The following is a 24,590-nucleotide window of genomic DNA, read 5'->3' on the forward strand; positions in this document are numbered from 1 at the left end:
CAGGCCGGGAGGGATCAGTCGATCCGCTTTAGCCCCTTCTTGAAGCGCTTCCAGTTCTGGACATAGCTTTCCGCTGAAAGCTTGAGGCCGGCAACGGCAGCGTCGTCCAGCGTGCGCACGGCCTTGGCGGGCGCGCCGACGATGAGGGAATTGTCCGGAAAGACCTTGCCTTCCGTCACCAGTGCATTCGCGCCGATGAGGCAATTGTTGCCGATGACGGCGCCGTTCAGCACCGTGGCGCCCATGCCGACCAGCGAATTGTTCCCGATAGTGCAGCCGTGGATGATGGCGCCGTGGCCGATGGTGCAGCCCTCGCCGATGATGACGGGCTTGCCCGGATCGGTATGCACCACCACACCTTCCTGAATGTTCGAGCGGGCGCCGACGATGATCGGCTCGTTATCGCCGCGCAACGTGGCTCCGAACCAGATGCCGACATCCTCGCCAAGGATGACCTTGCCGATGACATTGGCATCCGGTGCCACCCAGTAGCGGTCGTCGGCGGGGAGTGTGGGCGCGCGGTCGTCGAGGGCGTAAAGCGGCATGGTTTCCTCCGGCGGTCTGATTCCTGATGCAGTCTAGCACCGGCCCGGCGGTTGGGCGAAAGGGCGAGGGTGGTTTTTGCTGATCATATGGAGTATGAGCCCGGCCATGACGAACAGAGCGACATTCTACAGCCGGGCCGTGGAGACGGGGACGAAGATTTTCGCCACCGCGCCGATGATCGACTGGAGTGACCGGCATTTTCGCGTGTTCGCGCGCCAGCTCACCCGCAACGCGTTGCTGTTCACGGAAATGATCGTTGCTGACGCCATCCTGCGCGGCAATCGCGAGCGGCTGCTCGGCTTCGACGCGATCGAACATCCTGTGGCATTGCAGCTCGGCGGCAACAGCCCGGACAAGCTTGCGGAGGCTGCACGGATCGGTGAGGGCTTCGGCTATGCCGAGATCAACCTCAATGTCGGCTGTCCCTCGGATCGGGTGCAATCCGGCACCTTCGGCGCCTGCCTGATGCGCGAGCCGGATCTGGTGGCCGATTGCGTGGCGGCAATGCGGGCGGCGGTGTCGATCCCGGTCACGGTGAAGTGCCGCATCGGCGTCGACGACCAGGACCCCGAGGTGGCGCTGCGCGACCTCGTGTCACGCGTGAAGGCCGCCGGCACGGACGCCGTCTGGGTCCATGCGCGCAAGGCCTGGTTGCAGGGCCTGTCGCCGAAGGAGAACCGCGACATTCCGCCGCTCGACTACGGCCTCGTGCATCGGCTGAAAGCCGAAAACCCGAACCTTTTCATCGGTCTCAACGGTGGGCTTCAGACTTTGAGTCAGGCCGTGGGCGAGATGGATGGGCTGGATGGTGTCATGCTCGGGAGGGCTGCATACCAGGATAGCGGCGTTCTGACGGGCGTGGACAAATTCTTCCCGCATCCCCTGTCCGAAGCCCTGCCATCCGGTGCGTTCTCCGGTCCGCAGGACCTGTCCGGCGACGACTGGGAGGCGGTGCGCGATGCGATGGTGGCCTATGCCGGCGACGTGATCGCGCGCGGCGGGCGGGTGGCGCATGTCACGCGGCATATGGTCGGCCTGTTCCAGGGCTTTCCGGGTGTGCGCCGCTACCGGCAGATCCTGTCCACGGACGCCACGAAGCCGGGGGCGGGGCCGCAGGTGATCGCCGATGCCTTCGCGGCGGTGCTGTCGGCACGCGGCGCCGCGCAGGATGCGGCGGAGTAGCGCTTTCTGTGCATCGGCCCAGGCATGACCACAATTTCGTCCCCTCGGGGTCGGAAAACGGCGTAAAAGAACCGACGACGCAATGAGAGACGAACAGGTGCCCGCGTGATCGATCCCTACGCCATGCTCGGACTGGAGCGCGATGCAGACGACAACGCGGTCAAGGCCGCCTACCGCAAGGCCGCCAAGGGCATGCATCCCGATTCGGGCGGCGATGCCGACCAGTTCGCCCGCCTGCAGGCCTGCTACGACCTGCTGCGCGACCCGGTGCGCCGCAAGGTCTTCGACGACACCGGCTTCGACCCGCAGCTCGCCGACCCGCGCGACCTCAAGGGCCTGATGCTGCTGGAACCGTTGGTCAACGACGTCATCCTCGACGAGCGCGAGCCGGGCAGCTTCGATCCACTGGCGGCGATGCGCCGAAAACTCTCCGACGACATCGTCAAGAGCCGCTTCCACATCCTGGAGCTCGAACGCCACCGCAACCGGGTGCGCCAGCATATCGACCGCCTCGGTCGCAAGGGCGGCACGGATTTCCTCGGCTCCATGCTGCGCGCCCGCTCGCAGTCGATCACCGAGGCCATCCGCAATGCCGAGGGGCAGATCCAGGCGATCGAGCAGGCCTATACGATGCTGGAAGGCTATTCCTACGAACTGGCCGCCGCCCTCGACACCGCCGCGCTCGACGTGAAGGGCGAGGCGGCCGAATAGGCCACGCCGCCGCCTTCATCCGCAACCCCTACCAGCCCTCCGGCAGCGGCGGTTCCTCGCCGTCATATTCGGCCGGCGGCCGCGCCGCGCGCATGGCTTCAAAGGCCCGGAACTCCCGCAGCGCCGCGCCGGATTTCACCGTGCGCGCCACCGCCATGCCGGCATCCTGAAGCGCGCGCGTGTCGCGATAGGACGAGGCGAAGGTGAGCCGGCTGAAAAACCAGCTGTAATCGACGATGTCGCGCACCTCCTCCGCCACAGCGTCGAACTGCGCGCGCTGTCCGGCATCGAGGTTGCGCAGACAAAAGGGCTGCTTCGTGTCGCGCGCGACCCAGCAGCACCGCCCGCGGCGACGGCAGTTGCGCTGGCGGCAGGCGCGCCAGGGCAGCGCCAGCATTTCGGCAATGCGGGCGAGCAGGAAGGGCGATAGCGGGGGAAGGTTGCTGCGGTCGGACATGGAGGCTCCTGTCGATAGTGGGAGGGCGCGGGCTGCGCGGCGTCGGGCCGCGACCGGCCGGGCGGAACAGGGCCGCAACCGGCGGGCGAGACGGCCGGCGGTGCATCCCGAAGGGCAGGCAGCCGCCCGCATCGCCGCGCGTGAGATCACGCCGGGTTGTGGGGCATCGGTATCGGACGGGGCGCTGAAAGCTGCCGCATCAGATAGTAAAAATGGCACCTTTCAGCGCCCCGTTCGGCGGTTTTTGCCCGCGACTCCGGTCTCTCTGCAAGGAACGGGTCCGGCGGCGCTTGCCGTCGGTTTCCGGGGCGGGCCCCACCGGGGTTTTTCGCGCCTGACAGGGCTCACCTTCGAGCACCGTCCGGGCGGAAAGGCGTTACCGCCTTTCCCGGCAAGACATCACTCCGGCGGACGATGCCGACGCACCCTCCGGCCCCGCTCCCCTTGTGTGCCGCACAGGCACGCCCGACGCGCCGTCCGGGGCTGAAACGGGGGAGCCGGTCCGACGCTCCGCCGCTTCCCCCGTGTCGCCGGAGGGAGACCATTTTCCGCGGACCCTCAAGATGCAGGCTTACGTCCGTCCCACACCCCAAGCGCCGACCCCGCCTCGCCGCAACGCCTTGCGGTGTATCCGCGGCGGGATGATGGGATTGTCGCATGGGTGGAGAGGGTGGGGAAAAATATGTGTGTTAACCCTCTGCTTAGGGCATTCTTTGAAGAACGCTATCTATAATTTTTGCAATTGTCGCGAATATTGCCGGTAGGCTTGTCATTGCGTATCCGCACAGAACTCCGACTATTGTTGAAGTTATAACTGCCCTATTGGTGGACGTTAAATTATGTCTATCTTTTATCGTCGATAGGATATTCTTAAAAGATATCAATGGTGTTTTTGTTATCTTGTCTACTTCTTGATTTATTTTGTGCAGTAGATGCGATTTTCCCGTCCTTAATTCTATTATTTCTATATCTTCTGAGAAGTTCATCCTAAATTCATCGATGCTTAACTGATTTTTCTCAAGCTCTATAAGGCAATCGTATGTATTTAATCTTTCAAATTTAATGAAATTCTTTATTTTGCTGATAGCTCCTTCGTTTTCTTTTGAAAGTTTTTCAATTTTTGAGTACAGTTCAGTCGTTTTTTGGTTTGTTTCGTTTCTTTTCTTCACTACTTCATAGAATAGACCAGCCTCTTCACGGAGGGTGTACTCAATAAAATCTCTCGACCTTTCAATCTCTTTTTTCTCGTCAACAAGAATATTTACTCTATCGTAGCCGCTCTCTTTTTTATATTCCAGATGAAATTCCGCATCGGGAGCTGAGTTGACGTAGAATTCAGCATGGAATGGCGAGGGGCCAAGCATGGTAAACTTAATGTCATTACTTTTTTTGAGGACGTTTTTAAAGTGTTTCCAAACAATCATAACAGCGGTAGAAGGCCTATCTTCCAGGTCTTCAGTGTATACAAAAGTGCACGGCAAATGATTATTGTAATTTATTACTAATGTAACGTTCTCTGACTTCAGTTTCTCTCGGAACATTCCACAATATTTATCTTGAAGCCTGAATGGTATTGATAGTTCGATCCTTATTTTTCCTTGCGAAAAATAAGGAAACACAGTCATCATAGATGTTTCTTCGATTTTTTCCGCGGGCTTAGTTCCTGGGAACAGATTAATGAATCTATTGTAATCAAATCCACTAAATGAAACATTCTTCACAGAGCTGTCTTGAGTCAGAAAACTCCTTAGATTTGCGAAATACTCAGAGTTTGGTCCGTCGTGTTTAACATCTTTTGTGCTTTGGAAGTGAAAGCAGCCAATGCCAAATGTGTATATTTTTTTGACCACGAGCGAACCTATTTCTGTCATATACAATTATAATGATAAAGCGGTCTAATTTTTGCAATATATTTTATCATCGCCCAGGCCGCCCCGTTTTCCCCTTCGTCCGCCCCTTACGCTTCGCCTCCGCCGGATCCTCATAGCTTCCGACGCCGATCTTCCCTCGTCGCACCGGCTTCGCGTCGTCGGCGCCGGTGGCGCGTTCGGGTTGGCCTTCCAGCAGGGGGGAGTGGCGTTTCTTGGTGGAGAGCGTTTCCGGCGGGCGTTGGGGCAGGTCGCCGGTGACGGGTTTTTCGGTGCGGCCGACGGTCATTTCGTCGAGGCTGTTCTTGCGGAACAGGGATTTGCCTGATGGCGTGGCGACGTCGCGGCCCATCTCTTCCAGGTTCGGCTTGCGGAAGAGGGGGCGTTCGATGTCGGTGCCCGGGCCCATGTCGTCGAGCGAGGGTTTCTGGAAGAGGGATTGCGAGGTGTCTGCGTCCGCCGCTGTGGATCCTCGGGTCGAGCCCGGGGATGACGGAGGAGAGGTGGTGCCGGAGGTCCCCCCCTCTGTCCTGCCGGCGTTCGTCGCTGCAATCGATTCACTGGATCGATTGCTCCGCTGCGCGGACCGCTCCTCACCCCCCACAAGGGGGGAGATCGACCCACGGCCGGCGCCGGTTTTCTTCCCGTCGCCGCCTTGTGTCTTTGCCGGGCCCTTTGGCTTACCGCTGCTACCTTCCTGACTTTTTGCTTCTTCGCGCGCCATCGGGTCGTCCATGACGGCGAGTTCGGCGGCCTTGAGGCGCTTGATCTCGTCGCGCAGGCGGGCGGCCTTTTCGAAGTCGAGATCGGCGGCGGCGTCGCGCATGGCTTTTTCCAGCGCGTTGAGGTGGGCCTGGAGGTTGTTGCCGACGAGGTTGCCGCCGTCCGCGAAGCCCTTGCCGGCCACGCCGGAGATATCGGCGCGGACGTGATCGCGCTCGTAGACCGAGTCGAGGATGTCGGAAATCCTGGCCTTCACGGATTCCGGGGTGATGCCGTGCGCCTCGTTATAGGCGACCTGCTTTTCGCGGCGGCGGGTCGTCTCGTCCATGGCGCGCTGCATGGAGCCGGTGATCTGGTCGGCATAGAGGATGACCTTGCCGTCGACGTTTCGCGCGGCACGCCCGATGGTCTGCACCAGGGACGTTTCCGAGCGCAAAAAGCCTTCCTTGTCGGCATCGAGGATGGCGACGAAGCCGCATTCGGGAATGTCCAGGCCCTCGCGCAGCAGGTTGATGCCGACGAGCACGTCGAAGGCGCCAAGCCGCAGGTCGCGGATGATCTCGATGCGCTCCAGCGTGTCGATGTCCGAGTGCATGTAGCGCACGCGAACACCCTGTTCGTGCAGGTATTCGGTGAGGTCTTCGGCCATGCGCTTGGTGAGCACGGTGACGAGCGTGCGGTAGCCGGCCTGGCTGGTCTCGCGGATTTCGCCCAGCACGTCGTCCACCTGGCTTTTGGCCGGGCGCACCTCGACGGGCGGGTCGATCAGGCCGGTCGGGCGGATGACCTGCTCGGCGAAGACACCGCCGGACTGCTCCATCTCCCAGTTGCCGGGCGTGGCCGACACGGCGATCGTGTCGGGGCGCATGGCGTCCCACTCCTCGAAGCGCAGCGGGCGGTTGTCCATGCAGGAGGGCAGGCGGAAGCCGTATTCGGCCAGCGTCGCCTTGCGTCGGAAGTCGCCGCGATACATGCCGCCGATCTGCGGAATGGTGACATGGCTTTCGTCGATGAAGATCAGCGCGTTGTCGGGGATGTATTCGAAGAGTGTCGGCGGCGGTTCGCCGGGCCGGCGGCCGGTGAGATAGCGCGAATAGTTCTCGATGCCGGCGCAGGAGCCGGTGGCCTCCAGCATCTCGATATCGTAGCGCGTGCGCTGCTCCAGGCGCTGCGCCTCCAGGAGGCGGCCGGCCTTTTCCAGCTCGGCGAGGCGCAGCTTCAACTCCTCGCGGATCGCCTTGATGGCGCCGTTCAGCGTGGGGCGCGGCGTGACATAGTGGCTGTTGGCGTAGATCTTGACCGATTTCAGGTCGCCGGTCTTCTGGCCGGTCAGCGGGTCGAATTCGGTGATGGCGTCGATCTCGTCGCCGAACATCGAGATGCGCCAGGCGGCATCCTCAAGGTGGGCGGGGAAGATTTCGATCGTGTCGCCGCGCACGCGGAAGGAGCCGCGCTGAAAGTCCATCTCGCGGCGCTTGTATTGCTGGGCGACGAGGTCGGCGAGCAGCTGGCGCTGGTCGAGCCGTTCGCCGACCTCCATCTGGAAGGTCATGGCGGTGTAGGTCTCGACCGAGCCGATACCGTAGATGCAGGAGACCGAGGCGACGATGATGCAATCGTCGCGCTCCAGCAGCGAGCGGGTGGCGGAGTGGCGCATGCGGTCGATCTGCTCGTTGATCGACGATTCCTTCTCGATGAAGGTATCGGAGCGCGGCACATAGGCTTCCGGCTGGTAGTAGTCGTAGTAGGAGACGAAGTACTCGACCGCGTTTTCCGGGAAGAAGTTCTTGAACTCGCTGTAGAGCTGGGCGGCCAGCGTCTTGTTCGGCGCGAGGATGACGGCGGGGCGCTGCGTTTCCTCGATGACCTTGGCCATGGTGAAGGTCTTGCCCGAGCCGGTAACGCCGAGCAGCACCTGGCTGCGCTCGCCCGAGGACAGGCCCTCCACGAGATCGCGGATCGCCGTCGGCTGGTCGCCGGCCGGCTGGTATTCGCTGATCATGCGGATCGGGATGCCGCCTTCGGACTTCGCCGGCCGGGCCGGGCGGTGCGGCGTCCACAGCTTGCCGTCCTTGAACAGCGGGTTGCCGCTCTCGATGAGTGCGGACAGTGCCTCCACCGTCGCGGTGACCGCCGTGCCGGCATTGAGCGACGCGGCGTCCTCCAGCGAGACATCCATGCCGGACACCGGGTTGAGGCCGGCGGCGGCGCGGGTCTTCGGATCGGACGAGCCGCCGATGGAAACGCCGCGGGAGGTTTTGCTGGCGGTGACGTTTTCCGTGTGGCGGCGTGCGGCGTTCTCCACGGTCTTGCGGTGTTTTCCGGCCTTCGAGGCGACCTCGCGGCGGCTCTCGACGCCCGACGCCTCAGCTTCCGCCTCGAGCTGCTTCACCCAGTCGGAGACGCTGCCGGACAAGGGTTCGCCCTCGAAAGGCGACTGCGGGGCTTCCTCGAAACCGGGGTTCGAGGGCGGGGATTTTTTCGGGGTTCTGGCCATGCGGGGAATATGGAGAGAGTCACCACGAAAAGAAAGGGGCGGCGAGTACAAAAGGGAAACGAATTTGCGCCGTTTTCCGTGTCGGCGGGTCAGCGCAGGTGGCTGGCGAAGATGTCGCGCACGATATCCGCGACGTGCCGCACGGCGCGGTCCTTGTCGCGGCGGCGGTGCCAGGCGAGGTGGAGCGGAAAGCCCTCCACCGGCAGCGGCGGCGCGACGATATGCAGGCGGCCGGCGGCGCCGGCGGGCACCGTATGGGCCGGCATCATCGCCAGGAGGTCGCTGTCCTCCAGCAACGGCGGAACCATCAGGAAGCTCGGCACGACGATGCCGATGCGGCGCGACCGGCCCAGCGCGGCGAGCTGGTCGTCGAGGCCGCTGCGCGTGTCGCCGCGCCCGGAAACCAGGACATGCGGGTAAGCGAGCCAGCGCTCCAGCGTGAAGTCGGTGGCGGCCGGATGGTCGCGCCGCATGGCCACGACATAGTGCTCGTGCAGCAGCGTCTCGCAGTGGAAGGCGGTTTCGTCTATGGCGGGGAAGACCGAGATCGCGATGTCACCGGCGCCCCGGGCGAGGGATTCGAGCGCCGCCGGCGCGCTCTGCCACGGCTGGATGACGAGGTCGATGCCGGGCGCGGAGCGGGCGAGCGCGCGGTGCAGCGGGCTGGCAATGAGGATGCCGGGATGATCGGCGGTGATGATACGCACGGTCTGGCGGATCTCGGCCAACGGTTCCTCCGGCGCATCGACCACGGCGGCAATGCCGATGAGCAGGCTTTTCAGGGGATCGCGCAGCGCCTCGGCGCGCGCCGTCAGTCGCATACCGCCTTTGCCGCGTTCCAGCAGGGGGTCGCCGAAGAGGTGGCGGCAGCGGTCGAGCGCGCTTGATGTGGCCGACTGCGAGAGGTTCAGCCTGGCCGCCGCGCGCGACACATGGGCCTCGTCCAGCAGGGCGTCGAGGATGACGAGGAGGTTGAGGTCTACGGATCTTAAATTCATCAGATCAATAATAGCATATATAAATCATCCATTGGAATGATTTACGGCCTTGCCGCATGGTCTGCCTGTCAACACAGGAGACGACGCCATGAGCAAGACCTTGATCCTCCTCTTCCACCCCGATCTCAACCGGTCGCGTGCCAATGCGGCCCTTTCGACCGCGGCGGCGCGTTTGCCGCATGTCGAGGTGGTCGATATGCAGGCGGTCTGCAAGGACGGCGGGATCGACGCCGATCGGGAGGTTGCCCGGCTGCTTGCCGCCGACCGGATCGTGCTGCAATTCCCAATCCAGTGGTATTCCACGCCGCCGTTGCTCAAGGCGTGGCAGGACGCGGTGCTGACGCGGATGTTCTACATGGCGTATGAGAGCGAGGGCCGCCTGCTGGAGGGCAAGCCGCTGCTGGTCGCGGCGACGGCCGGGAACGTGCCGGAAGCCTATGCGCCTGCTGGCGCCAACCGGTTCACCATGGATGAATTGCTGCGTCCGCTCGAGGCGACTGCCCATCGCTGCGGCCTGCATTGGCAGCCACCGTTCCTGCTGTTCCGGGCAGACAAGCTCGACGATCTGGCGCTGCACGGTGCAGCCAGCGATTATGCAGCGTTGCTCGAAACATGGCGCAGGGACGACGAGCGCCGCTATCTCGCGGAAGCCTGGGGCTGAGCCATGGCGTAAGGGTCTGGCACGGCCGTCCGTCCGGCATCGAGGCGGGTGGCAATGGCTGTCAGGTTGCGTCCGTCCTCGGCTGGTGGGCGAACCGTTCGGCGTGCTCTGCGAGCCAGCCGGGAATGTCAGCCGCATCCATCGGCCGGGCATAGTGATAGCCCTGGGCCTGGCGGCAGCCGAGGGTTTGCAGCATGCGCGCCTCTGCGGCGTTTTCCACGCCCTCCACGACGATGTCGATGGAGAGCGCCTTGCCGATGCCGATGAGGGCGGAGATGAGGGTCTGGTTCTGCCGGCTCGTTTCGATGCCGCGCACGAAGCTGCGGTCGATCTTCAGCCGGTCGATGTGCAGGCTGACGATGTAGGCGAGGGAGGAATGGCCCATGCCGAAATCATCGACGGCGAGGCGAAAACCGGCGGCTTCCAGCCGGGCAAGCTCAGCGCCGGCGGCCTGCGTGTCGAGCGTCGCTTCCTCGGTAATCTCGATCTCCATGCGCGACGGCGGCACGTCGTGCTGCTGCGCAATGTCGATGAGGAGACGCGAAAGCGTGTCGCCGGAAAATTCGCGGGGCGAAACGTTGATCGCCACGGCGGCGTCCGGCAGGCCATAACCGGGCAGGGCCTGGAGCAGGCGGGCGGCACGTGTCGCGACATAGGCGGTGAGAGCGGTCGACATGTGTAGGGCCTGCGCGGCACGCACGATATCCGGCGGACTGACCGCGCCGAGTTCGGCATGGGTCCAGCGCAACAGGGCCTCGAAGCCCGTCACACGGCCGCCGTCCAGTTCCACCTGCGGCTGGAAGAACACCTTCAGCATCTGTTTTTCGAGGGCTTCGGCCAGCGTCGCCTCGATGAGACGCTGGCGTTCGATACGGGCTTTCAGCAGCGGGTTGAAAAGGCTGAGCTTGCGGCGACCGCCGGCCTTGGCGGCGTAAAGCGCGATGTCGGCGCTGGCAAAGAGCGCCTCGGCGGTCTCGCCGTGTGTCGGATAGAGTGCCAGGCCGGCGCTGGCGCCGACGGTGACTGAACGCTCCCCGATGACGATGGGCTCACCGGCAAGCCGGATGATCTCCTTGCCGATCAAGCGTGCGCGCGCTTCGGCACCCGGACCTTCGATGATGACGGTGAACTCGTCACCGCCCAGACGTGCCACCATGTCTTGCGCGCCGGTCAGGCCGGTCAGACGACTGGCGATTTCGGTCAGGACTGCATCGCCCACGCCATGGCCCATCGTATCGTTGATCGCCTTGAAGCGGTCGAGGTCGATGGTCAGCAGGGCGAGCGTATCGGTTGGACGGAGATCGGTGAATGCCTTGCGCAGCCGGTTGTTGAAGAGTGTGCGGTTGGCGAGGCCCGTCAGCGGGTCCATGTTCACAAGAGAGGAAAGCTGCTGATTGGACTGCTTGATTTCAGCATTGGCATCCGACAGCGATGCGGCGAGCGCAATGGCATTCAGGCGGTCCATCTGGCTGCGGATGAACACCCGTTCGCTGACCTGGCTTGTGCGGAACATCACCAGGCCGAACAAAGCCGTGTCGGCGGCGATGACCAGCGACGAGGGCGTGCCGATCGCAAGAAGTGTGGCAAAGGTCGCAAGGACAGGCGGAACGGCGAACACCATTGTGGTTCGGCTATAGGCCGCGCTCTGCATCATGGCACCGGCGCAGATGCCGCAGATGATGAAGACCACATAGGGATTGAGCCCGCCTTTACCGATCACCGTTCCCAGGAAAGGCGTCAGGGCCCATGTCAGCCCGCCTGCGAGCGCTCCGAGCGACAGGATGTCGAGCGCCCGCTTCGGCCTTTCGATCGCGATGTTGTTGCGCCGGATGATCCGCACCGCGATATAGCGGGCGAGGTTTACGGCGAAGATCGCGGCAAGCCAGTAGAGGACGCTGGTGTTCGGCGCATCGAGCCACAGGACGGCAACGATCGTGACGGCGATGAAGCAACTGGCCGGCAGAGTCACGACGATGCCGTCCAGCACGGACATAGCCTGTGCGGACAGAATCTGGTGTTTTGTGGCTTCGTCGATCGGCGTCGGCCGGCTCGCATGCGTCATTCTCGGTCCCGGCCCACAGGCACTTCGTCGCGCCGCGATGGTGCGGCTGGCCACATAAGATTGTCTTAACGCCAGACGGTCAGAATCAGCGAGGATAGCTTAGGCTTTTCACTCGATGAGGTCGAAGGCGCGGAAGATCCAGCTCAGCTGGTAGGCGATGGCGGCGATGACGAAGGTGGCATGGAAGCGGCGGCTTGCCGTCCATGCCGCGATCAGGCAGAGCACGATAAAGGTAACGTTGCGAATGGGATATTCGTAGCCGAAGGACTCGAAGTAATCGATCCCCTTCAGCGCCGTGTCGAGCAGATCGACCGCGAAGACCATCGTGAACACGCCGAAGAACCATTTGCGCCGCGAGAAGAAATAGTCCTCGTAGTCCTTGTAGTCGTCGAGCGTCGTCGGAAACAGCAGCACCGCCAGCATGAAGAACAGGCAGCAATAGCTAACGACGAAAAGGTAGACGCCGAAATCGATGGGCGTCAGCACCTGAAGGCGGAACTCCCACCACCAGAAATGCAGGAGGTAGAGGATCAGGAAACCCGCCCAGGCGAGATGGACGGGATAGGCCTTGGTCTTGCCGGGATGCTGGATGAAGAGGGCGATGCCGCTCAGGACACGCGCGAGGCTGAGACTGACGACCATGCCGATGACCACGCGGATATGCGTGAACACGGCGGGGTCCGGTGGCATGTTATGGTCCATGCTGCCCCTCCCGAGGCTGTCTAGTCGCCCGGCACCGGCGTCGGCTGGCCCTGGCTGTCGAGCGCGACCATGACGAAGGTCGCGGCTGTCACCTTCTCCAGTCGCGTGGTGAGATAGCGCTGTGCCCATGCTTCGACCGACAGCGTGATGGAGGTGCGTCCGACGCGGGCGATATCCGTGTAGATGCTGAGCGTATCGCCGATCTTGACCGGCAGTTCGAAGGCCATTTCCCTGACCGCTGCGGTAACGACGCGGCCGCGGGCGCGCTCGGCGGCGCGGATGCCGCAGGCAAGGTCCATCTGCGCCATGACCCAGCCGCCGAAAATATCGCCGGCTGCATTGGCGTCGCCGGGCATGGCGAGCGTGCGAAGGGTGAGCTGGCCGTTCGGGGTCTGCGTGTCGGTCATGCGGGCTCCTCTGCGTCTGACTTCCGGTCTAACCCATTGCGTGTGCGTACGAAAGAGGGGCCGCGGGTCCGCCGGACATCGCAAGCGGCACGGCTTTGCGTTGCAAACCTTTCCTTTACCATGTTCGGCGAAAATCCCCTGGAAATGCAGGCGTGTCGGCCTGCGAGCCGGTTTTGCGGGAACGGGGTCCGAATCTGGACAAACGCCACCTGCACCATGACCGGACAAGAATGTGCGTAACCGGGACCGCATCGTGCGACGACGGACGCCGGGCGGAAGTGACAATGGGTATTGCGTTTGTATCACGTCTGCGCAGGCCGGTGGGGCTGCTTCTGATCCCGGCGATTCTCGCCGCCTGTTCGGGTGGCCTGACGCCGCCCGACGATGTCGACAGCGTGGGTGTGAGCGCTATCACGCCGGCGGCCGAGATCGGCGACACCGGTGGTGGTTCATCTTCCTACGGCATGGAAACGCCTGACACGGCCATGGCCGCGCCCGCGCGCCAGACGCGGCATCTGCCAAAGATCGACAGCGACGAGGCGATGGGCATCGGCGAGCCGGTGCAGGCGTCTTCCGGCATGCTGGCCGTTCCCGAGGGCGGGGTGAGCATGGACGAGGGGCTGGGTGTCGGCCGCGTCGAGGGGCTTGCAGAGGCACAGGCCAACGAGATCGCTGAGGGCAATGCGAGCCAGGTCGTCGTCGGCGGCATCGGCACGGACATGCCGCAGCAGGTGGGCGAGCCCGAGGCGATCCCGATGTCGGAGGCGGGCATGGAGGCCGAGGGCGACGGCTATCTGCGCGTGCCCGACAAGGCGACGACGCGAAAGCGCCAGTCCCAACAGCAGTCCATGCAGGGCGAACAGGTCGCCTTCATGCCACGGCTCAACAATCCCATGCAGGTTCCCGAGACGATGGGCGGCATGCCGGCTTCCGAAAGGGCATGCCGGCAGCGGCTCCAGAAGCTCGGCGTGAAATTCCGCGACGTGCCACGCATCTCACGCGGACGCTCCTGTGGCATCGACTGGCCGGTCGAGCTTTCAGGGCTTTCCGGTGGAATCCAGATCAAGCCGGCGGCGCAGGTCAACTGCCAGATCACCGAAGCCTTCGCGCGCTGGGTGAAGGCGGAGCTCGTGCCGTCGGCGCGCATGCGCTATCTCTCGGGCGTCTCGGCCATCCACCAGATGTCGTCCTATTCCTGCCGAACGATGAATTCGCGCCGCGGCGCCGCCATGTCCGAACATGCCCGGGGCAATGCCATCGATGTCGGCAGGATCGTGCTGAAGAGCGGCAAGTCGATCGCCATCGAACCGAAGGGCTTCTTCGCCTTCCGTGAGAAGGGGCTGCTCAAATCGGTGCGCGGCGACAGCTGCAAGTATTTCTCCACCGTGCTCGGCCCCGGCAGCGACCGTTACCACAAGGACCATTTCCATTTCGATCTGAGGGTGCGCAAATCGGGCTACCGGCATTGCAGCCTGTAGGATAGCCGGACAAAAAAAGACCGGCGGGGCGCCGGTCTGGAAGGAATGTCACATTTCAATCGCCAGCGCCGGGGACCGGCGAGGGCGCATGCGGGCTTCCGCGGGGAAGCGGGCGGATGGACCGCCGAAAAGCTCCCTCAGGGTCGGGAGCGAGGCCTCTGTCTGACAGCGGGAACGATGGGGTTGCGGGGTGCTGACCGTTCCTGTCGGCCTCGTGCAGACCATGGTTGAAATCGGTCACGGTTTGATGACAGTTGGCGCATCTCGGCCGCGATTGTTTCGCGAGTCGCCCCTTTTCATTCCCGCCGGGAGAATTGCATGCCCCCCATCGCCGATCTCGTCCTGTTCGCGCTGGCGCTTGCCGCGGCGGGCGTCGTCTCCGGTCTTCTCGCCGGCATTTTCGGCGTCGGCGGTGGGGCGATCCTTGTGCCGGTCTTCTACCAGGTGTTCGGCTATCTTGATGTGCCGGAGGCGGTGCGCATGCACCTGTCCGTCGGCACCTCCATTGCCATCATCGTGCCGACCTCGATCCGGTCTTTCACGGCGCACCGCAAGCGCAGCGCCGTAGATATGGATCTCCTGAAGAGCTGGATCGTTGCGCTGCCGCTCGGGGCGATCCTTGCCTCCATCATCGCTGCCTTCATCTCCAGCGTCGGGCTGCGCTTCGTCTTCGTCGGCATCTCGCTGCTCGTTGCGCTGCGCATGCTGTTCAATCGCGAGACCTGGCGGATCGGCGATACGCTGCCCGGCGGCATCGCCCGGCAGATCGCCGGGGTCGTCATCGGCACGCTTTCTGGCCTGATGGGCATCGGCGGCGGCGTGCTCAACAACACCTACATGACATCGTTCGGCCGGCCGATCCATCAGGCGGTCGCGACCTCGTCTGGCGTCGGCGTGCTGATCTCCATCCCCGGCATCTTCGGCTATATCTGGGCCGGCTGGGGCGTGCCCGGCCTGCCGCCCGGATCGACTGGCTTCATCAACTGGATCGCTGTCGCGCTGATCGTGCCGATCGCGCTCGTCGTTACGCCGTGGGGCGTGCGGCTGGCGCATGCCATGAGCAAGCGGCAGCTGGAGACGGGCTTCGGCATTTTCCTCATCCTCGTTGCGCTTCGCTTCCTCTACAGCATCTACGGCTGAGATATTTTTTCGCTAGGCCGGGTGAAAACCGGCTAAGGACGCGCCATATAGGGTGTCCTTCCGCATGAATTTTCCCTTGTCCGGACCATCCCATGGCGCCCATCGTTTCCATTCGCAATCTCACCAAGAGCTATGCCTCAGGGTTCCAGGCGCTGAAAGGCGTCGATCTCGATATCGAGGAGGGCGAGATTCTCGCGCTGCTCGGGCCCAACGGTGCGGGCAAGACGACGATGATCTCGATCATCTGCGGCATCGTTACGCCGAGCGGCGGCACGGTCACTGTCGGGGGACACGACATCCTGCGCGATTTCCGCCAGACACGCTCCGTCATCGGCCTCGTGCCGCAGGAACTGACGCTCGATTCCTTCGAGACGGTCTGGAACACGGTGGCCTTCTCGCGCGGCCTGCACGGCTGCAAGCCCGACCCGGCGTTGATCGAGCGGATCCTGAAAGACCTCTCGCTCTACGACAAGAAGGACACGATGCTGCGCCACCTTTCGGGCGGCATGCGCAGGCGCGTCCTAATCGCCAAGGCGCTGTCCTACGAGCCGAAGGTACTGTTCCTCGACGAGCCGACCGCGGGCGTCGACGTGTCGCTGCGCAAGGACATGTGGCACCTCGTCGAACGGCTGCGCGCCTCCGGCGTCACCATCATCCTGACCACGCACTATATCGAGGAGGCCGAGGAGATCGCCGACCGGATCGGCGTGATCAACCACGGCCAGATCCTGCTCGTGGAGGAGAAGAAGGCGCTGATGGCAAAGCTCGGTCGCAAGCAGCTGACCGTGGAGCTTGCCGAGCCGGTGACCGCCATTCCCGACGCGCTGTCGCCTTTCGGGCTGGCGCTGTCGGGTGAGGGCACGCGACTCGTCTATGAATTCGATTCCGCCGGCGAGCGGACCGGCATTTCCTCGCTGCTGTCGGCCCTGTCGCATTGCGGGCTGAGGGTCAAGGATATCTCCACCGAGCAGAGTTCGCTGGAAGACATCTTCGTGGAGCTGGTGGGAGAGGGCAAATGAACTTCGAGGCGATCAAATCCATCTATGCGTTCGAAATGGCGCGCACCCGCCGCACGCTGCTCCAGAGCATCGTCTCGCCCGTCATCACCACATCGCTCTATTTCATCGTGTTCGGCGCGGCGATCGGATCGCGCATGCAGGAAGTGCAGGGCGTGTCCTACGGCGCCTTCATCGCGCCCGGCCTCATCATGCTGACGCTGCTGAACCAGTGCATCGGCAACGGCTCCTTCGGCATCTATTTCCCGAAGTTCACCGGCACGATCTACGAGATCCTCTCCTCGCCGATTTCGATGATCGAGATCGTCATAGGCTATGTCGGTGCCGCGGCGACGAAGGGGCTCATCGTCGGGACGATCATTCTCGTCACCGCCTCGTTCTTCGTCGACATCTCCATACAACATCCCTTCATGATGGTGCTGTTCTTCGTGCTGACGGCAGTCACGTTCAGCCTGTTTGGCTTCATGATCGGCATCTGGGCGAAGGACTTCGAGCAGCTGAACCTTTTCCCCATGCTGATCGTGCCGCCGCTCGTCTTCCTCGGCGGCAGCTTCTATTCGATCGACATGCTGCCGCCCTTCTGGCAGACGGTCAGCCATTTCAATCCGGTGCTCTACCTCGTGTCCGGCTTCCGCTGGAGCTTCTACGAGATCGCCGATGTCAGTCCGCTCGTCAGCCTCGTGACGGTGCTGGGCTTCCTGATCGTTTGCCTATCGATCACGGCCTGGATCTTCAAGACCGGATACAAGCTGAAGAATTGAGTTTACGGCCCGGCGTAAGCCGGGCTAGAGTTTGTCCGTAGGCACCGTCCTGCTTCACCAAAAACAACAATGACACGCGGCCGGCACCGCCCGGCGCAGTGGTCTGATGTTGCAAGCGGAGGTTCTGCGATGAATGACATCGCCGATCACGGTGTCCGGTTCGGACGAATAGCGGCCATGCTGCCGGTCAAGAACATGCCCGAGGCAGAGGCGTTCTACACAAATGTCCTCGGTTTCAGGAAAGTTTTCGAGAACGGAGATCCCGTCGGCTTCATGATCATGAAGCGGGATGCGGGCGAGGTGCATCTCACGTTGCAGCCTACATACAAGGCACCTGCCTTCAACGTGGCGCATCTTATTGTGGACGATGTGGACGCGTTGCATACGCTTTGCCAGACCCATGGCCTGCGCATCATCAAGAGCCTTCAGGACAAGGACTACGGGCTGCGCGCCTTTGTTTTCGAGGATCCGGACGGCAACCGCATCGATGTCGGGCAGCCGATCTGAAGCAGTGGGCACGGGGCGGTCTTGGCCGCTCCGTCCTGCCCGGCGGCAATCAGTCCTTCAGCCGCAGTTCGTCGCGGGTGATCTCGATGGATCCCAGTGTTTCGAGGAAGCTCATGCCGAGCAGGCTCTGCTCCAGGCGACCCTCCTCCGCGACCATGCCGCGTATCGTCCCGCGCTGGATGGGCCCGATGGCGACCTGGCGCAGCGTGACGGGGGCGGCGAGCGCGCGGCCGTTGGCGGTCGAGACGTCGATGGAGAAGACGAGGTTGTCCGGGTTGATGCCGAGGCGCATGGCATCCGCATAGGACAGCACGACCGAGCTTGCGCCGGTATCGACCATCATGCGCAGCGGCGTGCCGTCGATGGTGACATCCGTTTCGAAATGGCCCGACAGGCCCTTCTGGATGACGAGGATCTGTTCGCCGCTGGCATTGGTCGTGACGACGGCGCGGCCGGGAATGAGGCCTGCCGTCAGCCGGTTGCCGACGTCCTGCAGGTCGAAGCGGTAGAGATAGGCGGTGGCAAGCGCCAGAATGAGCACGAGCCAGATGGCGGCCTGGCGCAGGCTTTCGCCCCATTGGCGTCGCCCGGCTAGAATGCCGGTCGCCATCATCGTGCCGATGGCCGAGAGAGTCACGAGGCGGCCGAAATCGTCATTGGCGATGCCGAGCGTGCGGCCGCTGTCATGGTTGAGGATCAGAAGGGCGAGGCCGCCGCCGAGAATGGCCAGAAGAACATAAAATCTCATGCGTCGCCACGCTCCCTTGCCATGCGGGCGCGGCGGGTCTCGCGCCGCGGCTTGCGCTCGACGGTCTCAAGCCGCGCCGGAAGGGCGGCCATGATCGCGCGGCGCTCGTCGGATGTGTAGAGCGTCCAAGCGCCGATTTCCTCGCGCGTGCGACCGCAACCGAAGCAGTAGCCGGTCACCATGTCGATCGAACAGACGAGTATGCAGGGCGATTCCATCGAAACTCCAGATATGTCCGCTCCTATATCGGCAGCTCAAAGCGCCAAGGCAAGGGCGAAAAGCACTGACATTTCCGCGAGCTGTTGGGTCGCGCCGATCGTATCGCCGGTATGGCCGCCGATCTTGCGCAGGGCGATGCGATTGAAGACGAGGACGGAAAGCGCTGCGGCGGCTAGCGCCAGGAGCCAGGACAACACGGTGCCGTGTGGAAGGAGGAGCAGGGCTGCAAGCAGGATGCCGGAGGCGAGCGCGACCGTCGTGGCGGCCTGATCCGGCTCGCCGACCGAGGCGGCAACGCCATCGCGACGGGCAGGCGGCAGGAGCGACCAGTGCCAGACCATGGCGGTGCGGCTTGCGGCCGCGACGGCGAGCAGCGCCATGCCGAGGCCGGAGGGCGTGAGTGCGGCGGCAAGCGCGGCAATGGCGGCCGCGCGCAGACCGAAGGAGAGAACGAGGGCGACGACGCCGTAGGAGCCGACGCGGCTGTCCTTCATGATCGCAAGCGCGCTGTCGCGATCACGCCCGCCGCCGATGCCGTCGGCGCTGTCGGACAGGCCGTCCTCATGCAGCGCGCCCGTCACCAGCACCTGAAGGCCGAGCGTGGCGAAGGCGAGCAGGAGCGGCGGGGCGTGCAGGGCCGAAAGCACGGCAGCGAGTGCGGCGGCCGGCAGCACGATCAGCACGCCGGCCAGCGGGAAGGTCCTGACGGCGCGCGACAACCGTCCGTCATGGTCCGTAAAATGGCGCTGCGGCACCGGCACGCGCGACAGGAAGGCTATGGAGCGCGCGGTATCGTCGATGAAGTCGCGGATGTTCATGTGGAAAAGCCCCTCCCGGCGAAACGACGATGGGAACAGCCGCAAATGCGGTTGTCGGATTCGCGCCCTGCCTCTATTAGGAGACACCAAAACCCCGCCTTTGAAAGCCCAAAGCAAGGAATTCCCAAGATGAGTGCCAGCGGCCTGCCGTTCGATGATTTTCGTGAATTGCTGCGCAATCTGCCCGGTCCCGATTCGGCCGCGCTGGTGGCCGCGCGCACGCGGGATTCGCAGCTGACGAAGCCGCCGGGCGCGCTGGGCCGGCTCGAGGAAATCGCCTTCTGGCTCGCCGCCTGGACGGGACGTCCGCCCGCCGTCACCCGCCCGCTCGTCGCCATCTTCGCCGGCAACCACGGTGTGACGAAGCAGGGCATCACGCCCTATCCGTCTTCGGTCACGGCGCAGATGGTGGAGAATTTCGCCGCCGGCGGTGCGGCGATCAACCAGATCTGCGTGACGCACGACCTCGGCCTCAAGGTGTTCGATCTGGCGCTCGACTATCCGACCGCCGACATCACCGAGGAAGCTGCCCTTTCCGAGCGCGACTGTGCCGCGACCATGGCCTTCGGCATGGAAGCCGTCGCCGGCGGCACCGACCTGCTGTGCATCGGCGAGATGGGCATCGGCAACACGACGATTGCCGCGGCGATCAACATGGCGCTCTATGGCGGCACTGCCGAGGAGTGGGTAGGCCCGGGCACCGGATCCGAGGGCGAGGTGCTGCAGCGCAAGGTCGCGGCCGTCAAGAAGGCGGTGGACCTGCACCGTGCACATCTCAACGATCCGCTGGAGGTGCTGCGGCGCTTGGGCGGTCGCGAGATCGCGGCGATGGCCGGCGCAATCCTTGCCGCACGCATGCAGAAGATCCCGGTCATCCTCGACGGCTATGTCGCGACCGCGGCCGGCGCCATCCTGCGCGCCGCCAATCCCGCCGCGCTCGACCATTGCCTGATCGGCCATGTCTCGGCCGAGCCGGGGCACATGAAGTCGATCGAGAAGCTCGGCAAGACGCCGCTTCTGGCGCTCGGCATGCGGCTTGGCGAAGGCACCGGAGCGGCGCTTGCGGCCGGCATCGTCAAGGCGGCGGCGGCCTGCCATTCCGGCATGGCGACCTTCGTTCAGGCGGGTGTCAGCAACCGTTCGTAGCGGCACGGTCGGCAAAAAGCCAAAATGACGTGGATTGGACCCGTGGGGCTTCGCTTACGGGTCCGGCGGCAAGGGGATGACGGAATGGGTCAGGGACCAATCACGAAAAAGACGGGCTTCAGCCACCTCCTGGCGGCCGCGACCTATTCGGCGGACGGCGCGCGTCGTCTGCTCGGCGAATCCGCCTTCCGCCATGAGCTGATCGCTTTCGTCGTCGCCATGGTGCTGTTTATCGTCGTCGGCGCCACGCTGTTCGAATTCGTGGCGATGACCATCCTCTTCCTCCTGATGATCGCCTTCGAGGCGCTGAATACGGCAATCGAGGAAATCGTCGATCGCGTCTCGCCGGAAATCTCCGAAATGGGCAAGCACTCGAAGGACCTCGGTTCCTTCGCGGTGTTCTGCCTCATCATCGCCAATGCCGCCTGCGCGGGCTATGTGGTGATTTCGAAGTTCATCTGAGGATCAGGCGAAGCTCTTGCGGCGCGGAGCGACCGCGTGGGTCTCGCTGACGGCCGGCAGGCTTTCCAACACGCGCTTTGCCGGCAGGATCGCGATGGCCTCGGTGCCTTCGCGCAGCTTCGATTTCAGAATGAATTCGCCGTTGTGCTTGGCGAGAATGGCCTGAACGATGGGCAGGCCGAGCCCGGTGCCCTGTTCGGCGCTCTTGATGGCAATCGAGCCCTGGCCGAAGGCTGAGAGTACGACGGGGATTTCCTCTTCGGGAATACCGGGGCCGTTGTCCTTGATGGAGACATACTGGCCGCCACCCGCCGTCCAGCCGGCCTTGACGACGACTTCGCCGCCCTGGGGCGTGAATTTCACGGCATTGGAGAGCAGGTTCAGGATGACCTGACGCAGCGCCTTCTCGTCGGCCCAGACCGCCGGCATGCCGCTCTCCACCTGCTCGGAAATAGTGATGTTCTTGGCTCGGGCGCGCAGCTGCACCATGCCGATGCAATCCTCCGCGATATCGACCAGATGCACGGAATCTTCTGCCAGATCGTACTTTCCGGCCTCGATGCGCGAGAGGTCGAGGATCTCGTTGATGAGATTGAGGAGATGCTGGCCGGAGCGGTGGATATCCGACGTGTATTCCTTGTAGATCGGGTTGTTCAAGGGGCCGAGCACTTCTGTCGACATGACCTCGGAGAAACCGAGGATGGCGTTGAGCGGCGTGCGCAGTTCATGCGACATGGAGGCGAGGAAGCGTGATTTGGCAAGATTGGCCTCTTCCGCGCGGCGGCGGGCTTCGTCCGACATCGATTTCGCGACTTCGAGCTCCGCGATCAGGTCGTCCTTCTCCGATTGCGAGGAGAGGAGTTGGGCGCTCGTGTAGCGCAGGCGGTGCGTCATGAAGACGAGGAAGAGCATAGCCGCCGCAATGATCGCCGCCATGCCGACGGTGCCCGGCGCCGGCGCAAGTCCGGCCAGAACGATGAGCACGGCGACGGTGGGCAGGAAGGCGCCGAGAATGGCGTGCCGCAGCATCAGCGTGCTCATCGCCGTCACGGCGAGCGCGACGAGCAGCGCAGAGCCCTTGTAGAAATCGAAGGTCACGCCGGTGCAGGTGCCGCAGGTCTGGAGCGAAAAGGCGACCCAGGCGAGCCCCATGAAGACCTGTGCAACGAGGAAGCCGCGCTGCCAGCGCCGCACGTTTTCGGCGGTGATCTCGCGCCCGCGTGCGCGGTGCGCGACGATCATGCCGATGGCATGCATGGTGAGCGCCAGAATCGCCCAGGCGACGAGGCCGATTTCCTGCGTGAGATAGACGCCGCCGGCGGCGATGAGCATGACGACGACGGGAATGGCGAGCGCGCTCTGCGCCACCGAGGCGACATGCAGCTGCATCATCTCGCGTTCGAAGCCCGGCGACACGCCCGTGGCGATCTGCAAGCGATCACGGGTCGCGCGAACAGCCCGCGAAACAGCCTTGTTTCGATGGCTGCGCGACTTGTCGACAATGATCTTGTCGGTCGAGGTGCTGACGCCGGTACTCATCATGATTGCAACTGTTGCGGACAGCGTTGCAGTCTAGGTGGCAATCCTTAAGAAGATGCTGCCGCGCATAAACCATTTGCGAACCATTCCGGCATTTTACATGACGTGAAATGCGGTGCCATTCGTCCTATGACGCTTGGTCAGATTCGAAACCGGGAAATGAGTTCCATGAGTTTTTCCAGGCGCATGCGCGATGTGGGCGTGGCGGTCGCCATGATGGTGCTGATCGTGCTGATCATCGTGCGGCTCGGCGACGGCAGCGCCGAGACGATCAGCGGCGCGGCGCGGGCCAAGGACGGCGATTCGATTACGCTGGATGGACGCCGCATCCGGCTCATCGGAATGGATGCGCCGGAAATGTCGCAGCTCTGCAAGAGGGATGACGGCGAATGGCGCTGCGGCGTGGCGGCGCGCTCGCGGCTGGCCGAGTTGATGCGGGCGGGGCCGGTGACATGCCGCGTGCAGGGCAAGGACAAGTACGACCGGCTGCTGTCGCGCTGCGAGGCGAACGGCGTCGACCTCGGCGAGCGCATGGTGCGCGAGGGACTTGCCGTCGCCTATGGCGACTACGAACATGAAGAGCAGTTGGCTAAAGCCGAGCGGAAGGGCCTATGGGGCACTACCTTCGATGTTCCGCAAGACTGGCGGCGGATGAACGGCCGGCAACCGGAGGGCATTCACACGGCGGAACCCGGCTTTGTGGGGCGCATTCTGGGGCTGCTGGGGCTGGATTGACGGAACGGGCGATGGACAGGACCGCACATCCCGAAGACATGGCTGCCCTGCGCGCGGCTATTGCCGCCTGCCGGGTCTGTCGGGACGCGCCGGCCAAGGCTGATGATGTGCTGCCGCACGAACCGCGGCCGGTCGTCGTCATTTCCCCGACGGCGCGTATCCTGATCGCCGGACAGGCACCAGGCCTGCGGGTGCACGAAAGCGGACTGCCGTTCAACGATGCGTCAGGCGACAGGCTGCGCACATGGCTCGGCGTCGATCGTGCGGTGTTCTACGATCCCGGCCGTTTCGCCATCGTTCCCATGGGGCTCTGTTTTCCCGGCTACGACGCCCATGGCAGCGACCTGCCGCCGCGCCGGGAATGTGCCCCGCTCTGGCGTGCGCGCATCATGGCGACGATGCCGCAGGTCGAACTGGTGCTGGCGATCGGGCAGTATGCGCAGGCCTGGCATCTGGGCGCCGCCAGGGCAGCGAGCATGACAGAAACGGTGCGCGAGTGGCGCCGCCATCTCGGCCGCAATGTGGGCCCTGCCGTGCTGCCGCTGCCGCATCCCTCCTGGCGCAATACCGGCTGGCTGAAACGCAATCCGTGGTTCGAGGAAGAAATTCTGCCGGAACTGCAAGGCTGGGTGAAACGGCTAACTGCTGAAATATAATTCTTCCTATTCATTGTAAAATCGGTATATAGGGGAATTAATTTTCGTAGGGGAAACCAATGGACCGTCTGGACCGCAAAATCCTTCGCCTCTTGCAGGAGGATTCCACGCTTGCAGTTGCCGATCTCGCAAAGAAGGTGGGCCTCTCGACTACACCCTGCTGGCGCCGCATCCAGAAGATGGAAGAAGACGGTGTGATCCGCAAGCGCGTCGCGCTGCTCGATCCGGTCAAGATCAACACCAAGGTCACGGTCTTCGTCTCGATCCGCACGAACTCGCATTCGACCGAATGGCTGAAACGCTTCTCCGAAGTGATCGTCGAATTCCCTGAGGTCGTCGAATTCTACCGCATGAGCGGCGAGGTGGATTATCTGCTGCGCGTCGTCGTGCCCGATATCGCCGCTTATGACGCCTTCTATAAGCGCATGATCGCCCGGATCGAAATCCGCGACGTGTCGTCGGCCTTCGCGATGGAGCAGATCAAGTACACGACCGAGCTTCCGCTCGACTATATGGTCGTGGACAACCAGAAGAGCGGTGAGGACTGAGCC

25 protein-coding genes are annotated in these 24,590 nt (G+C 63.4%); 13 read left to right on the forward strand and 12 right to left on the reverse strand.

Annotated features, from left to right (window positions below; all coding sequences use genetic code 11):
* Nucleotides 1-14: 14 nt before the first annotated feature.
* A complete protein-coding gene (locus MKI86_RS06425; protein WP_241598816.1) occupies nt 15-545 on the reverse strand; it encodes a gamma carbonic anhydrase family protein in 531 nt (176 codons plus the stop codon).
* Between the two features lie 106 nt (nt 546-651).
* Between MKI86_RS06425 and dusA the strand changes: the two genes are divergently transcribed.
* Complete coding sequence (dusA, locus tag MKI86_RS06430; protein ID WP_241598826.1) at nt 652-1,728, forward strand: tRNA dihydrouridine(20/20a) synthase DusA; 1,077 nt, start codon at nt 652-654, stop codon at nt 1,726-1,728.
* A 123-nt stretch (nt 1,729-1,851) separates the two neighbouring features.
* Complete coding sequence (locus MKI86_RS06435) at nt 1,852-2,439, forward strand: J domain-containing protein (RefSeq protein WP_134650074.1); 588 nt, start codon at nt 1,852-1,854, stop codon at nt 2,437-2,439.
* Between the two features lie 28 nt (nt 2,440-2,467).
* Here MKI86_RS06435 and MKI86_RS06440 read toward each other — a convergent pair whose 3' ends face one another.
* The 4 genes from MKI86_RS06440 to MKI86_RS06455 all read right to left on the reverse strand — a co-directional run bounded on the left by MKI86_RS06440 (nt 2,468) and on the right by MKI86_RS06455 (nt 8,982).
* Nucleotides 2,468-2,896, reverse strand: coding sequence for a hypothetical protein (locus tag MKI86_RS06440; protein ID WP_241598828.1), 429 nt, complete (start codon nt 2,894-2,896; stop codon nt 2,468-2,470).
* Nucleotides 2,897-3,597: 701 nt separating this feature from the next.
* Nucleotides 3,598-4,617 (reverse strand): hypothetical protein, encoded by a 1,020-nt coding sequence (locus tag MKI86_RS06445; protein WP_241598830.1) that lies wholly within the window; start codon nt 4,615-4,617, stop codon nt 3,598-3,600.
* Between the two features lie 196 nt (nt 4,618-4,813).
* Nucleotides 4,814-7,984 carry an excinuclease ABC subunit UvrB gene (gene uvrB / locus MKI86_RS06450; protein ID WP_241598832.1) on the reverse strand — a complete coding sequence of 1,057 codons (3,171 nt, stop codon included), beginning with the start codon at nt 7,982-7,984 and terminating at the stop codon, nt 4,814-4,816.
* Between the two features lie 89 nt (nt 7,985-8,073).
* On the reverse strand, nt 8,074-8,982 hold the full coding sequence (locus MKI86_RS06455; RefSeq protein ID WP_241598834.1) for a LysR family transcriptional regulator: 909 nt from the start codon (nt 8,980-8,982) through the stop codon (nt 8,074-8,076).
* 88 nt (nt 8,983-9,070) lie between these two features.
* Here MKI86_RS06455 and MKI86_RS06460 point away from each other — a divergent pair, with 88 nt between their 5' ends.
* Nucleotides 9,071-9,643: an NAD(P)H-dependent oxidoreductase gene (locus MKI86_RS06460; RefSeq protein ID WP_241598836.1), complete on the forward strand. Its 573-nt coding sequence runs from the start codon at nt 9,071-9,073 to the stop codon at nt 9,641-9,643.
* A gap of 61 nt (nt 9,644-9,704) precedes the next feature.
* Here the strand turns inward: MKI86_RS06460 and MKI86_RS06465 are convergent, their stop codons facing one another.
* The 3 genes from MKI86_RS06465 to MKI86_RS06475 all read right to left on the reverse strand — a co-directional run bounded on the left by MKI86_RS06465 (nt 9,705) and on the right by MKI86_RS06475 (nt 12,814).
* Nucleotides 9,705-11,705: a putative bifunctional diguanylate cyclase/phosphodiesterase gene (locus tag MKI86_RS06465; RefSeq protein ID WP_241598838.1), complete on the reverse strand. Its 2,001-nt coding sequence runs from the start codon at nt 11,703-11,705 to the stop codon at nt 9,705-9,707.
* A gap of 108 nt (nt 11,706-11,813) precedes the next feature.
* Entirely contained in the window at nt 11,814-12,407 is a 594-nt protein-coding gene (locus MKI86_RS06470) for a hypothetical protein (protein WP_241598840.1), read from the reverse strand.
* A gap of 20 nt (nt 12,408-12,427) precedes the next feature.
* On the reverse strand, nt 12,428-12,814 hold the full coding sequence (locus MKI86_RS06475) for an acyl-CoA thioesterase (RefSeq protein ID WP_134650024.1): 387 nt from the start codon (nt 12,812-12,814) through the stop codon (nt 12,428-12,430).
* 290 nt (nt 12,815-13,104) lie between these two features.
* On the opposite strand from MKI86_RS06475, the gene MKI86_RS06480 reads away from it, so the two are divergent.
* From MKI86_RS06480 to MKI86_RS06500, 5 genes are all read left to right on the forward strand, one after another.
* Complete coding sequence (locus MKI86_RS06480) at nt 13,105-14,292, forward strand: extensin-like domain-containing protein (protein WP_370879912.1); 1,188 nt, start codon at nt 13,105-13,107, stop codon at nt 14,290-14,292.
* 318 nt (nt 14,293-14,610) lie between these two features.
* Nucleotides 14,611-15,432, forward strand: coding sequence for a sulfite exporter TauE/SafE family protein (locus MKI86_RS06485; protein WP_241598844.1), 822 nt, complete (start codon nt 14,611-14,613; stop codon nt 15,430-15,432).
* Between the two features lie 92 nt (nt 15,433-15,524).
* Nucleotides 15,525-16,451, forward strand: a complete 927-nt coding sequence (locus MKI86_RS06490; RefSeq protein ID WP_241598846.1) for an ABC transporter ATP-binding protein — start codon at nt 15,525-15,527, stop codon at nt 16,449-16,451.
* The gene (locus MKI86_RS06495; RefSeq protein WP_241598848.1) at nt 16,448-17,209 is read left to right on the forward strand and encodes an ABC transporter permease; all 762 of its coding nucleotides are present in this window, start codon (nt 16,448-16,450) and stop codon (nt 17,207-17,209) included. Before MKI86_RS06490 ends, MKI86_RS06495 begins: the two co-directional genes overlap by 4 nt.
* 129 nt (nt 17,210-17,338) lie before the next feature.
* Nucleotides 17,339-17,716 (forward strand): VOC family protein, encoded by a 378-nt coding sequence (locus MKI86_RS06500; protein ID WP_241598850.1) that lies wholly within the window; start codon nt 17,339-17,341, stop codon nt 17,714-17,716.
* Between the two features lie 49 nt (nt 17,717-17,765).
* Here MKI86_RS06500 and MKI86_RS06505 read toward each other — a convergent pair whose 3' ends face one another.
* Genes MKI86_RS06505 through MKI86_RS06515 form a run of 3 tightly spaced genes read right to left on the reverse strand, consistent with a single transcriptional unit; the run spans nt 17,766 to nt 19,501 of the window.
* Nucleotides 17,766-18,464, reverse strand: a complete 699-nt coding sequence (locus tag MKI86_RS06505; protein WP_241598852.1) for a retropepsin-like aspartic protease family protein — start codon at nt 18,462-18,464, stop codon at nt 17,766-17,768.
* Entirely contained in the window at nt 18,461-18,682 is a 222-nt protein-coding gene (locus MKI86_RS06510; RefSeq protein ID WP_134650017.1) for a DUF1289 domain-containing protein, read from the reverse strand. Before MKI86_RS06510 ends, MKI86_RS06505 begins: the two co-directional genes overlap by 4 nt.
* A gap of 36 nt (nt 18,683-18,718) precedes the next feature.
* The gene (locus MKI86_RS06515; protein ID WP_241598854.1) at nt 18,719-19,501 is read right to left on the reverse strand and encodes an adenosylcobinamide-GDP ribazoletransferase; all 783 of its coding nucleotides are present in this window, start codon (nt 19,499-19,501) and stop codon (nt 18,719-18,721) included.
* Nucleotides 19,502-19,630: 129 nt separating this feature from the next.
* Here MKI86_RS06515 and cobT point away from each other — a divergent pair, with 129 nt between their 5' ends.
* Nucleotides 19,631-20,647 carry a nicotinate-nucleotide--dimethylbenzimidazole phosphoribosyltransferase gene (gene cobT / locus MKI86_RS06520; RefSeq protein ID WP_134650015.1) on the forward strand — a complete coding sequence of 339 codons (1,017 nt, stop codon included), beginning with the start codon at nt 19,631-19,633 and terminating at the stop codon, nt 20,645-20,647.
* An 84-nt stretch (nt 20,648-20,731) separates the two neighbouring features.
* Nucleotides 20,732-21,109 (forward strand): diacylglycerol kinase, encoded by a 378-nt coding sequence (locus MKI86_RS06525; RefSeq protein ID WP_241598856.1) that lies wholly within the window; start codon nt 20,732-20,734, stop codon nt 21,107-21,109.
* Nucleotides 21,110-21,112: 3 nt separating this feature from the next.
* Here the strand turns inward: MKI86_RS06525 and MKI86_RS06530 are convergent, their stop codons facing one another.
* Nucleotides 21,113-22,648, reverse strand: a complete 1,536-nt coding sequence (locus MKI86_RS06530; protein WP_241599296.1) for a sensor histidine kinase — start codon at nt 22,646-22,648, stop codon at nt 21,113-21,115.
* A gap of 168 nt (nt 22,649-22,816) precedes the next feature.
* Between MKI86_RS06530 and MKI86_RS06535 the strand changes: the two genes are divergently transcribed.
* The 3 genes from MKI86_RS06535 to MKI86_RS06545 are packed head-to-tail and all read left to right on the forward strand — an operon-like array spanning nt 22,817 to nt 24,587.
* On the forward strand, nt 22,817-23,383 hold the full coding sequence (locus MKI86_RS06535; RefSeq protein ID WP_241598858.1) for a thermonuclease family protein: 567 nt from the start codon (nt 22,817-22,819) through the stop codon (nt 23,381-23,383).
* An 11-nt stretch (nt 23,384-23,394) separates the two neighbouring features.
* Nucleotides 23,395-24,039, forward strand: a complete 645-nt coding sequence (locus MKI86_RS06540; RefSeq protein ID WP_241598860.1) for a uracil-DNA glycosylase family protein — start codon at nt 23,395-23,397, stop codon at nt 24,037-24,039.
* Nucleotides 24,040-24,098: 59 nt separating this feature from the next.
* On the forward strand, nt 24,099-24,587 hold the full coding sequence (locus tag MKI86_RS06545) for an Lrp/AsnC family transcriptional regulator (protein ID WP_134650010.1): 489 nt from the start codon (nt 24,099-24,101) through the stop codon (nt 24,585-24,587).
* Nucleotides 24,588-24,590: the final 3 nt, after the last annotated feature.

The sequence above is a fragment of the Shinella sedimenti genome, assembly GCF_022601905.1.
In the GTDB taxonomy this organism is placed as follows: domain Bacteria; phylum Pseudomonadota; class Alphaproteobacteria; order Rhizobiales; family Rhizobiaceae; genus Shinella; species Shinella sedimenti.

Excerpts from the sequence above, each read along its gene's own strand:
- MKI86_RS06465 (WP_241598838.1), bottom strand. The coding sequence starts at position 11,705 with ATGACGCATGCGAGCCGGCCGACGCCGATCGACGAAGCCACAAAACAC.
- MKI86_RS06545 (WP_134650010.1), top strand. The coding sequence starts at position 24,099 with ATGGACCGTCTGGACCGCAAAATCCTTCGCCTCTTGCAGGAGGATTCC.
- MKI86_RS06425 (WP_241598816.1), bottom strand. The coding sequence starts at position 545 with ATGCCGCTTTACGCCCTCGACGACCGCGCGCCCACACTCCCCGCCGAC.
- MKI86_RS06510 (WP_134650017.1), bottom strand. The coding sequence starts at position 18,682 with ATGGAATCGCCCTGCATACTCGTCTGTTCGATCGACATGGTGACCGGC.
- MKI86_RS06470 (WP_241598840.1), bottom strand. The coding sequence starts at position 12,407 with ATGGACCATAACATGCCACCGGACCCCGCCGTGTTCACGCATATCCGC.
- MKI86_RS06475 (WP_134650024.1), bottom strand. The coding sequence starts at position 12,814 with ATGACCGACACGCAGACCCCGAACGGCCAGCTCACCCTTCGCACGCTC.
- MKI86_RS06530 (WP_241599296.1), bottom strand. The coding sequence starts at position 22,648 with ATGAGTACCGGCGTCAGCACCTCGACCGACAAGATCATTGTCGACAAG.
- MKI86_RS06500 (WP_241598850.1), top strand. The coding sequence starts at position 17,339 with ATGAATGACATCGCCGATCACGGTGTCCGGTTCGGACGAATAGCGGCC.
- MKI86_RS06505 (WP_241598852.1), bottom strand. The coding sequence starts at position 18,464 with ATGAGATTTTATGTTCTTCTGGCCATTCTCGGCGGCGGCCTCGCCCTT.
- MKI86_RS06490 (WP_241598846.1), top strand. The coding sequence starts at position 15,525 with ATGGCGCCCATCGTTTCCATTCGCAATCTCACCAAGAGCTATGCCTCA.
- MKI86_RS06515 (WP_241598854.1), bottom strand. The coding sequence starts at position 19,501 with ATGAACATCCGCGACTTCATCGACGATACCGCGCGCTCCATAGCCTTC.
- MKI86_RS06525 (WP_241598856.1), top strand. The coding sequence starts at position 20,732 with ATGGGTCAGGGACCAATCACGAAAAAGACGGGCTTCAGCCACCTCCTG.
- uvrB (WP_241598832.1), bottom strand. The coding sequence starts at position 7,984 with ATGGCCAGAACCCCGAAAAAATCCCCGCCCTCGAACCCCGGTTTCGAG.
- MKI86_RS06435 (WP_134650074.1), top strand. The coding sequence starts at position 1,852 with ATGCTCGGACTGGAGCGCGATGCAGACGACAACGCGGTCAAGGCCGCC.
- cobT (WP_134650015.1), top strand. The coding sequence starts at position 19,631 with ATGAGTGCCAGCGGCCTGCCGTTCGATGATTTTCGTGAATTGCTGCGC.
- MKI86_RS06440 (WP_241598828.1), bottom strand. The coding sequence starts at position 2,896 with ATGTCCGACCGCAGCAACCTTCCCCCGCTATCGCCCTTCCTGCTCGCC.
- MKI86_RS06455 (WP_241598834.1), bottom strand. The coding sequence starts at position 8,982 with ATGAATTTAAGATCCGTAGACCTCAACCTCCTCGTCATCCTCGACGCC.
- MKI86_RS06460 (WP_241598836.1), top strand. The coding sequence starts at position 9,071 with ATGAGCAAGACCTTGATCCTCCTCTTCCACCCCGATCTCAACCGGTCG.
- MKI86_RS06485 (WP_241598844.1), top strand. The coding sequence starts at position 14,611 with ATGCCCCCCATCGCCGATCTCGTCCTGTTCGCGCTGGCGCTTGCCGCG.
- MKI86_RS06540 (WP_241598860.1), top strand. The coding sequence starts at position 23,395 with ATGGACAGGACCGCACATCCCGAAGACATGGCTGCCCTGCGCGCGGCT.
- MKI86_RS06495 (WP_241598848.1), top strand. The coding sequence starts at position 16,448 with ATGAACTTCGAGGCGATCAAATCCATCTATGCGTTCGAAATGGCGCGC.
- dusA (WP_241598826.1), top strand. The coding sequence starts at position 652 with ATGACGAACAGAGCGACATTCTACAGCCGGGCCGTGGAGACGGGGACG.
- MKI86_RS06535 (WP_241598858.1), top strand. The coding sequence starts at position 22,817 with ATGAGTTTTTCCAGGCGCATGCGCGATGTGGGCGTGGCGGTCGCCATG.